The organism is Paenilisteria rustica (assembly GCF_013820765.1).
In the GTDB taxonomy this organism is placed as follows: Bacteria; Bacillota; Bacilli; order Lactobacillales; family Listeriaceae; genus Listeria_A; species Listeria_A rustica.
This window is the reverse complement of record NZ_JABJVM010000001.1, coordinates 170054-182080: the sequence shown is the minus strand read 5'-3', so window position 1 is coordinate 182080 and position 12027 is coordinate 170054. Positions and strand designations below refer to the sequence as shown.

The following is a 12027-nucleotide window of genomic DNA, read 5'->3' as shown; positions in this document are numbered from 1 at the left end:
ATGGCGTCTTCTGGGGGTTTTCATGTGACAAGCGTACGTATCGCTTGTTTTGTTCACGCAAATTAGTTGCTTTCTACTACTTCTTTGCCGTTATATTGACCACATTCAGGACAAATACGGTGAGAAAGTTTGTACTCGCCACAATTAGGGCATTCAACCATACCAGGCACTTGTAATTTGAAGTGCGTACGACGCTTGCGTTTTTTCGCTTTAGATGTTCTTCTAAAAGGTACTGCCATTTCCATACACCTCCTTCGCGACTTCAGGATATCTCCTTGATCGCAATCCATCTAAGAAAAATTTCTTTCTCTTAAAATATATTCCAGCTCTTAGAATTAGTCTTCTTTCTTCTCAAAGAAATCGGCTAATCCCGCAAGACGAGGATCCACTTTTGTTTCTTCTTGCTTCGCTTGTTGCTCCAGCTCTTCTTCCGTGATAACATTCCAATCGTTTCCTTCTGATAACGCATTCTCTACATTATCGCTGTAAACTTGCATCGGAATCTCTAACAAAAGTAATTCTTCAATCACTGGCAACGCATCAATTTTATCGCCGTCCATCATATGATGTGTCTCGTCCAGTACCTTCTCCTCTTTGTTCACATATGTTTCCACAGATTCGATATGATACGGATAAAGAACATCTTCAAACGTTCTGGCACATGGCAATACAAAGGTTCCATCTAAAACAAGGTCAATCAAAACCGAATCTTGACGCACCGTAATGTTTCCAGAAACCTTTACTAGGCTCGCTGAACGAACATCATGATTGTGCTCTTTCAAGTATTCCGTTACATCTATCTCCTGTTCAAATGGCACTTTCTTGCCACGGTATTTCTGTAGTTGAATTAATGACCATTTCATCGTTTATCACTCCAAGCGCAACAAAAAATATTATAGACTTTTCTAAGCCTTTTGTCAATCCCTATTTCCTAAGCGAACCATGTTCTCCCGCCCAATTTTGTGGTATTCTGGAAGTAATCAGAAATAGTAACCAACGAATCCCTTTAAACGGCATCCTTTTTTAGTCTAACATGATTTACTTGCTAAACTCAAATAGTAGACTTAGCAAGCTTTGAGAGCTAATCGATATTATCGTGACATGGAGTTGATAAAAAATGAAAGCAACTGGCATTATCGTAGAATATAATCCGTTCCACAATGGCCATTTATTCCACTTACAAGAAGCAAAGAAGCAGACCCAGGCGGATGTCATTATCGCCGTGATGAGCGGTTCTTTTTTGCAACGGGGTGAACCTGCCCTTCTGCCAAAATGGGAGCGTGCGCAAATGGCGGTTGATGCTGGTGTGGATCTGGTTATTGAACTTCCATTCCATTTCGCAACACAGCAAGCCGCGATTTTTGCTAATGGAGCCATCGAAATTTTAGGTGCATTAGAGACCGATTCCATCTTTTTTGGTAGTGAAAATGGGGATGCAAATGTTTTTAGTTCTGCTGCCAAGCTAATGACAGAACAAAGTGTCCTCTTTAAAGCGTCTATGCGGCGTTTTTTGGACGATAAGGCGAATAGTTATGCAACAGCTTGGAATGCCGCGTTTCACGAACTAGCGCCCGATTTGACGCTTGATTTAGCGCAGCCGAATAATATCCTCGGTTTCCACTATGCACTCGCGATTGCTGAACAAGGGGAAAAAATCAAAATTGCGACAATGGCTCGACAAAATGCGGCCTATCATGACACGGATCCAACGCATCATTCTATCGCGAGTGCAACCGCTATTCGAACCATGTTGCTTGCCAACGACTGGGAAAAAGCGCGCCAATACGTTCCCGATTCCACATTGTTCCTTTTGCAGAAATTCCGCGAAACGCATTCCTTTGTGTCTTGGGACGATTTTTGGCCACTACTTAAATACCAGCTTATTACCGCACCCGCCGCCCAGCTTCAAAACATCCGTGGTGTCTCAGAAGGCATCGAAAACCGATTGCAACAAGCGGCACTTCACGCGGCCAGTTTCGATGAATTCCTAGCAGCCGCAACAACGAAACGCTATAGTAACTCCCGCATCAAGCGCACCGCACTTCAAATACTGGCGCAACAGACAGAAACTACGATACCAACGCAAAATTATATCCGACTTCTAGGCATATCGGCCATTGGGCAACAATACCTCCGCCAGGTCAAAAAAGACATCGAGTTACCAATCGTCAGTACAGCTTCGAAGGCAAGCCCTGCGTTGATTGAAAACGATATTCGCGCGACAAAACTATACTCTTTTGCACCTACACTAGAAAACCAGATTTTGCGTGACTTTCATGCCTCTCCGTACAGAAGAACCTGATCAAAAGGAGCTCTAGAATTTTAAAAAAGCAGGAATCTTTGCATACTCCATTTCTAAAATGGCTCTATACAAAGATTCCTGCTGTTCTGTTTTTGAGTTTTCAAAGCTAGATTTTACTTATGTCTCTGCTTCGTTTTTCGTATACCTATTTCTCTTTCACCGTTTTCAAATAATCCAATGCATCTTGGAATGTCTTCACCGGAACGACTTTCATCTTAGAATCAATCGCTTTCGCCGTCTTCACTGCATCGTCATAATTACTCACAACACCAGGTTGCGCCTTCTTCATTTCTGGTGTTATCGTATCATCTGGCGCAAAGAAAATCTCCACATCATCGCGGTCTGCCGCTACAATTTTCTGATCAATACCGCCAATCCGACCGACATTGCCATCTACGTCAATCGTACCAGTTCCTGCAATATTATGACCTTTCGTCCAATCCGTTTTGCCAAAATGATTATAAATTTCAAGCGTGAACATCAAACCAGCAGATGGTCCACCAATCTTCTCTGAATCGATCGTGATTTTGGGATCTGTCACTAATTTTTGATCATCCACAAGTGAAATGCCAATTCCAGGTGTTCCTTTTTTATCAATATCGATTAATTCGACCGATGCTTTTTCAGACTTATCTTGGTGCTTGTAGCTTACCTCGACTTTATCGCCCACTTTTTTACTGCGCACATAATCAATAAATTCCTTGCTTGATTCAAATGACTTTCCGTCGATGGCTGTGATTAAATCGCCTGCTTCCAGTACTTTCGCTGCTGGTACATCTGGCATGACACTCAAAACATACACACCGCGATATTCGATTTTCACCGATTGCCCTGCCGCTTTGTACGCCACTTGAATCGCATTGTTTTTAGACTGATTCATGAGCGATAACTGACGAACATTGTACTCCTCATCCGTTTCATTTTCCCCACGGACGTCTGATTCTTTCTCAATCTCCTGATACGGCAACACTTTTGCTGCTAAGTACGAATAAATATTGGCCTGCCCCATTGCGATCGTTACCAGCCGAAACACGCCTTCACTGTTGCTTGCATGCCCTTCCACCGTCACTAGCGGGCTAAGTTTGTCTGCACTTCCTGGTCGTGTCACATAATACGGCAACGGCACAAAAAATGCCACAACCAACGCCAGCACAATCAGTCCGGCTAATAGTTTTTTCCAATTCTTTTTAATCATCTTTTTTCTCCTGTATTCCTAGTTTATTTAACAACGCTTGGTGCACAATCGGTGGCACTAATTCCGCGATATTCCCGTTATACTGCGCCACTTCCTTCACAATACTCGAGCTAAGAAAAGAATACTGCGAACTCGTCATAATAAAAAACGTCTCGATATGATCATCCAACACCCGATTCATCGACGTAATCTGCATCTCATATTCAAAATCACTAATCGCCCGCAACCCGCGAACAATCACGTCCGCCTCTTTCTCTTTCGCATAATCAACTAGCAATCCAGTCGCACTCTCCACGCGCACGTTCGGCAAATGCTTCGTCACCTGCTCCATCAAATAAATCCGCTCTTCCACATCAAATAACGACTTTTTCGACGAATTATTCAAAACTGCCACATACAACACATCAAAAACCTTCGCCGCACGTGTAATAATATCCAAATGACCATTCGTAATCGGGTCAAAACTACCCGGACACACCGCCACTTTATTCATTTTCAGCCACTTCCTTCTCATATTCGAAAATCGAAAGCACCGTAATCCCGTAGCGCTCTTCCCGAATTTTTTTAAATCCAGCAACCGCATCTGGCAAAACCGCGTCCGCGTCATGTTCACAAATCGCAAGCGCCGCATCATTCACCAATTCAAGCTCCGAAAGCGACTCCATCAACTGCTCCAACTGCTGCTTCTTATACGGCGGATCAAGGAACACCAAATCAAACGCCCACTCATTCTTAGCCAAAACCTTCAATGCCCGTTTCGCTTCATTTCTAAAAATATGCGCCTGCTCCTCTAAATGACACGCCGACACATTCAAATGCACCGTCTTTACCGCCGCCTGCGCTTGATCAATAAACACACATTCACTTGCCCCGCGACTCAGCGCTTCGATGCCAAGTCCACCACTTCCAGCAAACAAATCAAGCACCTTTTCCCCATCAAAAAAAGGCCCAATAATCGAAAACAACGACTCTTTAATTTTGTCCGTCGTCGGCCTTGTGTTCGTTCCCGGCACCGCCTTCAAATGATGCCCTTTACGTTCTCCTGCAATAACTCTCATCTATTATGTACCTCCAAAAAATAGAAAGCGACACAACCCAATCTCGAAAAAACGAGAATCGAATCATGCCACTAAATTTAAAAACCAATCAAAATAAAATCACTTAACTGCGTAAGATGAAAATTCGGCTTCAAACAAATCGAGCGAAAGCGTTTGTATTCCACAAGTTTGGTGGAAGCCGGAAGCGGAGCATACTCGTGTATGTGAGAACCGGAAGTCCGCCAAACTTGTGGAATGCGAACGCTTCTCGCCGATTTATCTTGCTTATCATCTATTTCTAAATACTGATTTGTACGTCGTCCATGCGGTCACGGAATTTCATGTCTTTCTTCGATTCGTATTCGGTGTTTAAGAACGGCCGATACGAAAGTTCCACTCGTTTCACATAATGGAACCGCGATAACTTGGCAGCAACATCTTCAATCTCTGCCATATCGCAATATAAAACCGCATATTTCAACTTCCTAGAAACATAGTGCACATTTCCAAAACGCTTTAAAGAACGTACTTGCTTCAAATGATTCATCCAAATAATGATGGATTGACGTTCATTCTCCATTGCCTTTCCCCCTCTTTAAGCTGAACAGCCACAACCGCCGCCTGAACCGCATCCACCTGTCGAGCAAGAAGATTTCGTTTCAAAGAACGGATTTCCAGTTGGGACTTTTATATTTTCCGAGACAGCATCTGCCAAAATAAAACTAATTTCGTCGAGTAAACTTTGCAAATCCATCTCCGCTTGTCGAAACGCTGCGACATGATCATCCATATCAACATCACGTTTATACTGACGAGCCAGACGATTCACTTCTTTATAATCTGGATGATAGCGACCAAAACGTTGCACTTCATCGTATTGTTCCTTTATCTTTGCCAAGCGCTTAATACGCTGTTGTGTGAGCAAATTCGTCGTCATCTGGTGCAGACATTCGCGATATCGATCTGCCTCCGCCGACGCCAAAATCATCGATGCAAGATCATCTGACATGTCAAGCAACGCCAGATTTTCCATTGTAGCAAGCATGTTGCCACCTTCTTTCCATCGTAAATCAAATTACATGCTCCATTATAGCACGATTCCCTGAAAAACGCTTTACTTTTGCAAGAAGTTCTGCGTATAAAATTTCCGATAAGTTCCAGCTCCCATATCCGTAAAGCTGTCATCAAATAGATTTTTGCGGTGCCCAGCTGAATTCAACCAGCCTTCCACTGCCGCGGGTCCATCCAAATAATTGGAAGCGATATTTTCCGCCGCCTTCATATAATCGATATTCGCGCGATTCATACGATCTGCAAGCGTCCCATACGTCGGCGAATTATGATCAAAATACTTGTTCTGATACATGTCCACACTATGCCCGTACGCGACTTCCGCAACATCTTCATTCCACTCTAACTGCTTCTTCCCATAACGCTCGCGGAATATATTCGAAATATCAAAAACCTGCTGATCCGAGGCCTTATCCACCTTATCCCACTGCTCATCCGTCACCGTATCCTTAAAAATATCTCCTTGATACGTCATCTCATACGGATGCATCTTTATAAGCGATAATTTATTAAAATAGCGAACGCTAATCACTTTTGACTCAAATTTATCAAAGTTCACCTGCGCATAAACACCATTCCCCAAACTCACGAGCGGACGAATATTCAGCTCATCCTCCGATAACTCAAACCGGTAGTAATTATCCTCATAATTAAACGTAATCTCCGACTGCAATTTCATGTTCAAAAAAACTTTCTCCGTCGGCATATCGATCTCAAACGGCTTCAGTGGCAACTTATCTCCCAGCGCATAAATCGTCTGCACCTTCTTGTTCATCACACCAACCTGCATATACTGATCATCCGTCTGGTGGAAAATATAATTCTGATAGCTATATGGCGAAGCATCGATTCGCTTAGGATCACCATATTTCTTCACAAGTAGCGCCACATCTTTATTAATATAAGCCGCAAGACTCGCTTGAGTCTCCGCATTCGGGCCACTTTCATTCGTTTTATTCTTATCCACATTTCCTTGTTGCACTGCCTTATCATCCACAGAATTCACTTCCGTAGGCGTTTCAAAAAATAAATCCGTATAGTAGCCCACAAAGAGACACACCACTACCACACAAATTGTTCGTAAAATAAATCGCATAGACTTCTGCACTCCTTCATGCTACTCCCTCTATTGTATCGGCTTTTCCCGAAAATTACTAGTGAGAAAATCGACATTTTTTTGCAAAATAAAAGCCCAACTCGAAAGTCAGGCCCTACCTCTTATAAAAATACACCGATAACAACCATCGATACGAACAGAATCGTCATGTAATTAATCGAGTACACAAAACTAATCCGCGCCCATTTCATGCTATCTTCCATTTTAAATCCGTATAAACATAGCGCCAACCAAATCACATTCAAAACGGTAGCCAGAATCACATAAACGAGACCCAACTCCCACATAAAGAATGGCAAAATAGTTAGTAATACAACCCAGAAAAGCGTGCTCCACTTCGTCCGTTCGATACCTTTTACAACCGGCAACATCGGGATTCCAGCAGCTGCATATTCCTCTTTCCGCTTAATCGCAATCGCATAAAAGTGCGGCGGTTGCCAGCAGAACATCACGAGAAATAACATAATCGGCACAGCGCTAAACGTTGGCTCTACTGCAAACCAGCCGATAAGCGGTGGCACAGCACCTGAGAAACTACCAATAACTGTATTGCTGACCAGTTTTCGTTTTGCCCACATCGAGTAAACAACGACATATAGGAAAATACCAATTAGCCCGATAACTCCCGCCTGCCACGTAGTCATAAATAGCAATGCCTCTCCGACAACACCAAGCACCGCGGCCACAAGTAGCGCCCGTTTCCCGGAAATTTTACCTGTCATCGTTGGACGATTTTTCGTCCGTTCCATAATCCCATCGATATCGCGATCGATAACATTATTAAAAGCACCCGACGCCGCCACAACCATTCCCGATCCTAAAATAGTAAAAATAAGAATGTCGAGATTCTGTATAAAAGAAACCCCTGTTAACTGAAATGCCAGCCACATACCCGTAAAAGCCGTAATCGTGTTGGAATTAACAATCCCAATTTTCACAAGTTCCGTAAAATCTTTCACAGTGAACTTGGTAGCATCTTCAATTTTTGCCGTCTTATCCATTTGATTCACTTGTTTTCCCCCTTAACATCTGTTGCGCTTTACACATTATTCACATAGACAATCACGTCTACATTGCTTACTTGTTCACAAACTTACTATGAACTCCATCCTAACTATTATCGGAAATAAACACCTACTTTGTCAAGCCTTTGGACTTCATTTGAGCACGAAGAACTGTATCTGTAACTTTTGGTTCTCCTTTATATTTCACAAGCCGTGCCCTTTACTTACACTGGCAAACAAGTTAAAATAAGATGGTATATGGCAATACAGACTACTTATGTATGCTCAGTTTTGAATTAATACATATTGAAGGGGGAAACCATAAAAAAATGAAAACTTTTCTAAAAGTCTGGTCCGTCCTAACAATCCTCTGCATGACGTTCGTTGTGTTTGGTGGCGCGTTAGTAACGAAGACCGGCTCAGCAGACGGATGCGGAAACACGTGGCCACTTTGTAACGGCCAATTTGTTCGCCTAACAGACATTACACCCGAAAAAATTATCGAGGTTATGCACCGACTCACAACTGGAATTAGCTCGATTTTCGTTATTGTTTTAGCTATTTTAGCATGGATTTATATTAAAGATCGCCGCGAAACAAAACCGTTAGCTATCGTTGCTGTTGCTTTCTTAGTATTGCAAGCCTTTATGGGGGCGGCGGCTGTTATGTGGGGCCAAAACCCGTATATCATGGCACTCCATTTCGGAATTTCCATCATTTGTTACGCTGCTATCGTGCTACTTTGCCTGCTTATTTTTGAAGTAGACAACAAGTTCGACGCGCGCAACATGGTCATCGGCACCAAGCTAAAAGTCAACATTTATCTACTAACGATCTACACGTATCTTTCCGTATACACAGGCGCGCTCGTTCGTCATGAAAAAGCCAGCCTCGCCGTTCCAGCATGGCCATTTGTAGATGGAAAGTTCGTCATGCCAACCAACGTGCAAGATTACGTACAATACTTACACCGGTTTGCAGCACTGATCCTCGTCGTCTGGATTTTGTACGTCACATGGATTGTGTTCCGCGAATATAGTCATTATCGCGTCTTAAAATATGCGATGGTACTTGAAATCATCTTTGTTGCTGCCCAAGCGTTTACAGGTATCATGTCTGTTGTAACAAACGTGAATCTTTACGTCGCATTAGCACATAGCCTCATTATCACGATGATGTTCGCCTTGATGACCTACCTTTGCCTGCTCGCTAGTCGTAGTAAGCAGAATCGATTACGTATTAGATAGTACGATTAAAACCGCCAGACTCGCGTTCCAGATGAGTTTGGCGGTTTTTTGTGATAGAATAGGTATATTATATAATCAGAAAGTAGGTAATCGGTTGAAAGCTCCACGTCGCACGCTTTATTACGAATTATTTATGCTCTTTTTAGTCCTGCTCTCGGTTCTGACTATCCCGATACATAGCAAAGCAGTTACCATTCTTAATACCATTATCTGGGCTGTTTTTACAGTCGATTATTTTGCGCGATTAATCCGGGCAGAAGATAAGAAAACATATATCAAGACGCATCTATTTCAACTCATTGCGATTTTGCCACTATACAGTTTCTTCCGTCTAGCTCGTATCGTTAGTTTGTTTCGAATCCTTCAATTAACAGCTATTGGCAGGCGCTATATCGCTCCACTTTATAGTTTTTTGCGCACCAATGGCTTCAATCGGATGATTAATACGTTCGTAATCCTTGTCATCGTGATTCCACTACCACTTATTCTCGTAGAGCCGAGTATCAAAAATTATCCAGACGCCATCTGGTTCTCCATTGTAACAACAACGACTGTAGGGTATGGTGATATTGTTCCAGTAACAGGACTTGGTCGTTTCTTGGCGATTCTCCTGATGCTGTTCGGAATCGGCTTCATCGGGGCGCTAACCTCGACCATCCGTAGCTTCATTACAAACAATAGGAAAAAACTTAGCAGCTCTGAAAAAATCACAAAAATTACGCGGAGTATCGAACAAGCTGGTACTCTGACAGAAGCTGAAATCAACATGGTCCAAACTTTCCTTCACAGCAAAAAACAAGAAGAAGGCCCCCCACAATAAAAAAGTTTGCGTCTCGTCTTAATACGAAACGCAAACTTTTTTTGTTACTTAGTTAAATTGAACGACCAACCAACACCATATTTATCTGTTAATTGACCAAATTTTTCTGACCAAAAAGTTTCCTGTAGCGGCATAATTTTCGTTGCCCCATCAGATAAAGCATCAAAATAACGTGTTAATTTCTCCGCATCTTTCGTTTCCAAAACGAGCGTCACATTATTTCCTGGGATAAACTCCATGAAATCTGGCGTATCCGAAAACATCACCGTGTCCCCTTCAATCTGAAGACTCGCATTCATTACCAATTCTTTGGTTTTTTCGTCTATTTCAGGTCCGCCCTCTTCCTTGATAGAACCATATGTCATCATATCCGTACACGTCGAACCAAATATTTCTCCATAAAAACCTAATGCCTCACGCACCTGATCCTTCATATTGATATAAATACCTAATGTCATTTTCATTCCCACTCTCTTTTATTTTATAACGCTTTCATTCGTTAAAATTATACCATACTACTGAAAAAAAGCACACACATTCATTTCTCATTCACCATCGCCAAATTGATCAAACGTGTCTCTACATCAAAACGATAACGCTCCGCTAGCGCTTCCACTTCTAAAATACGAATCATCTCTTCTTCCGTTCCATATCCATGGAGAATATTTTCGTGACAATACGCTACTGTCACCAAGTCATCTGGTCGCTCGATACACTCCACCGTATCCCCAAGGCAAATTTCCCCAACCTCAATCGTACGGCATAGATATCCCGTATAACCTGTATTTCTAACTTCTTTGAATAATTCAGATAAATCATTACGTTTGCCAATCGTTGCACATGGGTTACGTGCTTCCGTCACTTGAATAATCGATTGTCCAATTCTAAAAACATCACCAATACACACATCTTTTTCTAACATTCCCGTTACCGTTAAGTTTTCACCAAAAGCTGCAGGTGGTAACTCAATTCCAAACTGCTCGTTCCAGCGTTCATAATGTTCTGCGGGGTAAATACAAACCGTACGATCCACTCCGCCGTGGTGCGCCAGGTCATATTGCCCGTCGTCTACAAAACCATATTGCGTCAACATTGCTTTCTCAACTGGTTGCTTTACGATTCCCGTCATCATCGACCGCTTCTTACCAACCGGCATCTCTTTTGGCTTACCAATAGCAAGTCCAATAATTTTCCCTTCCATGTCTTCACCCCTCTGATGCTTTCAATTTAACAAAAAAACGCCGAACTTTCAAGCTCTGGCGTCCTTTTTTTATATTTTATCCATGGAGACCTTCACAATTCTGACAATTATCCAGATGAAGATAATGACGTTCACAACAATGATCACAAACAACATGAATATAGCAATAAACGTCATTCCAGAGCTATCTCCTGTCGAAAATCCGTACAATCCGATCATAACTAAAAATAAAATATTCAACACAGTCGGAACTAAATCAACAAATAATACCGTTTTAGCATGTTTTTTTACATACTCCGATTTCACAAAAATCCATACTACCGCTGGAAAAACGACCGGTAGAAAGAAATGGCTGGCGTAAGAAAGTATCGCCCAAACCTTATCGCTTGTCAAACTTCATCAAATCCTCTCGTTATTTCTTACGTTTCATTACAAATGTCCAAACAGCTAGGACAAGTGCCAGAATAGCAATGCCTAGAGATACCCATTGTACCACAGAAACACTTTTCGTATCTTCGTTGGTCTCACTTTTTTCCGTCGCTTTTTTACCATGTGAATCTGTAGCGCTGTCCGATACAGCCTTCGAAATGGTTGTTGTTGCATGCGGATAATCCGCGTCCTCATTGCCAGTCCACTCCACAATCGAGCCATCTTGATAATATTGGTACGCATTCCAATCTACCGTTCCAGCTTTATCCGGATTTTGCGCTACAAAACTAAAACGTTGGAATTGTCCATTCTGAATCCCACCGTTCGTCGCCGTCCAAGTTACCGTGCTATCCGCCTTATTTACTACGACATTCCAACCAGGAACAGGCTCATACGATTGAAAAGCCACACCCGCTGGTACTTTCACGACCACCTTGATTGTTGCGCTGTCTTTTTCTACTGGCACTTTCACCGTATATGTTTCCCAAGCCCCTGTCGTCGATTCCGCTGGCGCTACCGTTACATGGGCGCTCGCAATAACTGGCAAAATCACTAACATTGCTCCTGCTAATAAACAAGTCATTAATTTCTTCATTTTATCATA

The 12027-nt window shown here is 42.4% G+C and carries 16 protein-coding genes; 3 read left to right on the top strand and 13 right to left on the bottom strand.

The window, feature by feature from the left end; all coding sequences use genetic code 11:
• Positions 1-62: 62 nt before the first annotated feature.
• Both rpmF and HPK16_RS00875 read right to left on the bottom strand, forming a co-directional pair.
• Positions 63-239: a 50S ribosomal protein L32 gene (gene rpmF, locus HPK16_RS00880; RefSeq protein WP_036064226.1), complete on the bottom strand. Its 177-nt coding sequence runs from the start codon at positions 237-239 to the stop codon at positions 63-65.
• Positions 240-335: 96 nt separating this feature from the next.
• Entirely contained in the window at positions 336-863 is a 528-nt protein-coding gene (locus HPK16_RS00875) for a YceD family protein (protein ID WP_181675129.1), read from the bottom strand.
• A gap of 254 nt (positions 864-1117) precedes the next feature.
• Here HPK16_RS00875 and HPK16_RS00870 point away from each other — a divergent pair, with 254 nt between their 5' ends.
• Positions 1118-2302, top strand: a complete 1185-nt coding sequence (locus HPK16_RS00870) for a nucleotidyltransferase (protein ID WP_181675128.1) — start codon at positions 1118-1120, stop codon at positions 2300-2302.
• A gap of 145 nt (positions 2303-2447) precedes the next feature.
• Here the strand turns inward: HPK16_RS00870 and HPK16_RS00865 are convergent, their stop codons facing one another.
• From HPK16_RS00865 to cyoE, 7 genes are all read right to left on the bottom strand, one after another.
• The gene (locus HPK16_RS00865; protein ID WP_181675330.1) at positions 2448-3494 is read right to left on the bottom strand and encodes a SepM family pheromone-processing serine protease; all 1047 of its coding nucleotides are present in this window, start codon (positions 3492-3494) and stop codon (positions 2448-2450) included.
• A complete protein-coding gene (gene coaD, locus HPK16_RS00860; protein WP_181675127.1) occupies positions 3490-3990 on the bottom strand; it encodes a pantetheine-phosphate adenylyltransferase in 501 nt (166 codons plus the stop codon). The genes HPK16_RS00865 and coaD overlap by 5 nt, the downstream gene beginning before the upstream one ends.
• Complete coding sequence (gene rsmD, locus HPK16_RS00855; RefSeq protein ID WP_181675126.1) at positions 3983-4555, bottom strand: 16S rRNA (guanine(966)-N(2))-methyltransferase RsmD; 573 nt, start codon at positions 4553-4555, stop codon at positions 3983-3985. The genes coaD and rsmD overlap by 8 nt, the downstream gene beginning before the upstream one ends.
• Positions 4556-4832: 277 nt before the next feature.
• A complete protein-coding gene (locus HPK16_RS00850; protein ID WP_181675125.1) occupies positions 4833-5114 on the bottom strand; it encodes a YlbG family protein in 282 nt (93 codons plus the stop codon).
• A gap of 15 nt (positions 5115-5129) precedes the next feature.
• Complete coding sequence (locus HPK16_RS00845) at positions 5130-5579, bottom strand: YlbF/YmcA family competence regulator (protein WP_181675124.1); 450 nt, start codon at positions 5577-5579, stop codon at positions 5130-5132.
• A 69-nt stretch (positions 5580-5648) separates the two neighbouring features.
• Complete coding sequence (locus HPK16_RS00840; RefSeq protein WP_181675123.1) at positions 5649-6701, bottom strand: CAP domain-containing protein; 1053 nt, start codon at positions 6699-6701, stop codon at positions 5649-5651.
• Between the two features lie 122 nt (positions 6702-6823).
• On the bottom strand, positions 6824-7732 hold the full coding sequence (gene cyoE / locus HPK16_RS00835; RefSeq protein WP_181675122.1) for a heme o synthase: 909 nt from the start codon (positions 7730-7732) through the stop codon (positions 6824-6826).
• Positions 7733-8055: 323 nt separating this feature from the next.
• Between cyoE and HPK16_RS00830 the strand changes: the two genes are divergently transcribed.
• Positions 8056-8973: a COX15/CtaA family protein gene (locus tag HPK16_RS00830; RefSeq protein WP_181675121.1), complete on the top strand. Its 918-nt coding sequence runs from the start codon at positions 8056-8058 to the stop codon at positions 8971-8973.
• Positions 8974-9067: 94 nt separating this feature from the next.
• Complete coding sequence (locus HPK16_RS00825) at positions 9068-9793, top strand: potassium channel family protein (RefSeq protein WP_181675120.1); 726 nt, start codon at positions 9068-9070, stop codon at positions 9791-9793.
• Positions 9794-9837: 44 nt separating this feature from the next.
• Here HPK16_RS00825 and HPK16_RS00820 read toward each other — a convergent pair whose 3' ends face one another.
• The 4 genes from HPK16_RS00820 to HPK16_RS00805 all read right to left on the bottom strand — a co-directional run bounded on the left by HPK16_RS00820 (position 9838) and on the right by HPK16_RS00805 (position 12018).
• Positions 9838-10251, bottom strand: coding sequence for a VOC family protein (locus tag HPK16_RS00820; protein ID WP_181675329.1), 414 nt, complete (start codon positions 10249-10251; stop codon positions 9838-9840).
• Between the two features lie 80 nt (positions 10252-10331).
• A complete protein-coding gene (locus tag HPK16_RS00815) occupies positions 10332-10994 on the bottom strand; it encodes an MOSC domain-containing protein (RefSeq protein WP_181675119.1) in 663 nt (220 codons plus the stop codon).
• Positions 10995-11063: 69 nt separating this feature from the next.
• On the bottom strand, positions 11064-11387 hold the full coding sequence (locus tag HPK16_RS00810; protein ID WP_181675118.1) for a magnetosome magnetite crystal formation protein family: 324 nt from the start codon (positions 11385-11387) through the stop codon (positions 11064-11066).
• 19 nt (positions 11388-11406) lie between these two features.
• Positions 11407-12018 carry a YcnI family copper-binding membrane protein gene (locus tag HPK16_RS00805; protein ID WP_181675117.1) on the bottom strand — a complete coding sequence of 204 codons (612 nt, stop codon included), beginning with the start codon at positions 12016-12018 and terminating at the stop codon, positions 11407-11409.
• Between the last annotated feature and the right edge of the window lie 9 nt (positions 12019-12027).

What these genes read in the sequence shown, in the direction of transcription:
- rpmF (WP_036064226.1), bottom strand. Translation starts at nt 239, where the DNA reads ATGGCAGTACCTTTTAGAAGAACATCTAAAGCGAAAAAACGCAAGCGT.
- HPK16_RS00875 (WP_181675129.1), bottom strand. Translation starts at nt 863, where the DNA reads ATGAAATGGTCATTAATTCAACTACAGAAATACCGTGGCAAGAAAGTG.
- HPK16_RS00870 (WP_181675128.1), top strand. Translation starts at nt 1,118, where the DNA reads ATGAAAGCAACTGGCATTATCGTAGAATATAATCCGTTCCACAATGGC.
- coaD (WP_181675127.1), bottom strand. Translation starts at nt 3,990, where the DNA reads ATGAATAAAGTGGCGGTGTGTCCGGGTAGTTTTGACCCGATTACGAAT.
- rsmD (WP_181675126.1), bottom strand. Translation starts at nt 4,555, where the DNA reads ATGAGAGTTATTGCAGGAGAACGTAAAGGGCATCATTTGAAGGCGGTG.
- HPK16_RS00850 (WP_181675125.1), bottom strand. Translation starts at nt 5,114, where the DNA reads ATGGAGAATGAACGTCAATCCATCATTATTTGGATGAATCATTTGAAG.
- HPK16_RS00845 (WP_181675124.1), bottom strand. Translation starts at nt 5,579, where the DNA reads ATGCTTGCTACAATGGAAAATCTGGCGTTGCTTGACATGTCAGATGAT.
- HPK16_RS00840 (WP_181675123.1), bottom strand. Translation starts at nt 6,701, where the DNA reads ATGCGATTTATTTTACGAACAATTTGTGTGGTAGTGGTGTGTCTCTTT.
- HPK16_RS00830 (WP_181675121.1), top strand. Translation starts at nt 8,056, where the DNA reads ATGAAAACTTTTCTAAAAGTCTGGTCCGTCCTAACAATCCTCTGCATG.
- HPK16_RS00820 (WP_181675329.1), bottom strand. Translation starts at nt 10,251, where the DNA reads ATGACATTAGGTATTTATATCAATATGAAGGATCAGGTGCGTGAGGCA.
- HPK16_RS00815 (WP_181675119.1), bottom strand. Translation starts at nt 10,994, where the DNA reads ATGGAAGGGAAAATTATTGGACTTGCTATTGGTAAGCCAAAAGAGATG.
- HPK16_RS00805 (WP_181675117.1), bottom strand. Translation starts at nt 12,018, where the DNA reads ATGAAGAAATTAATGACTTGTTTATTAGCAGGAGCAATGTTAGTGATT.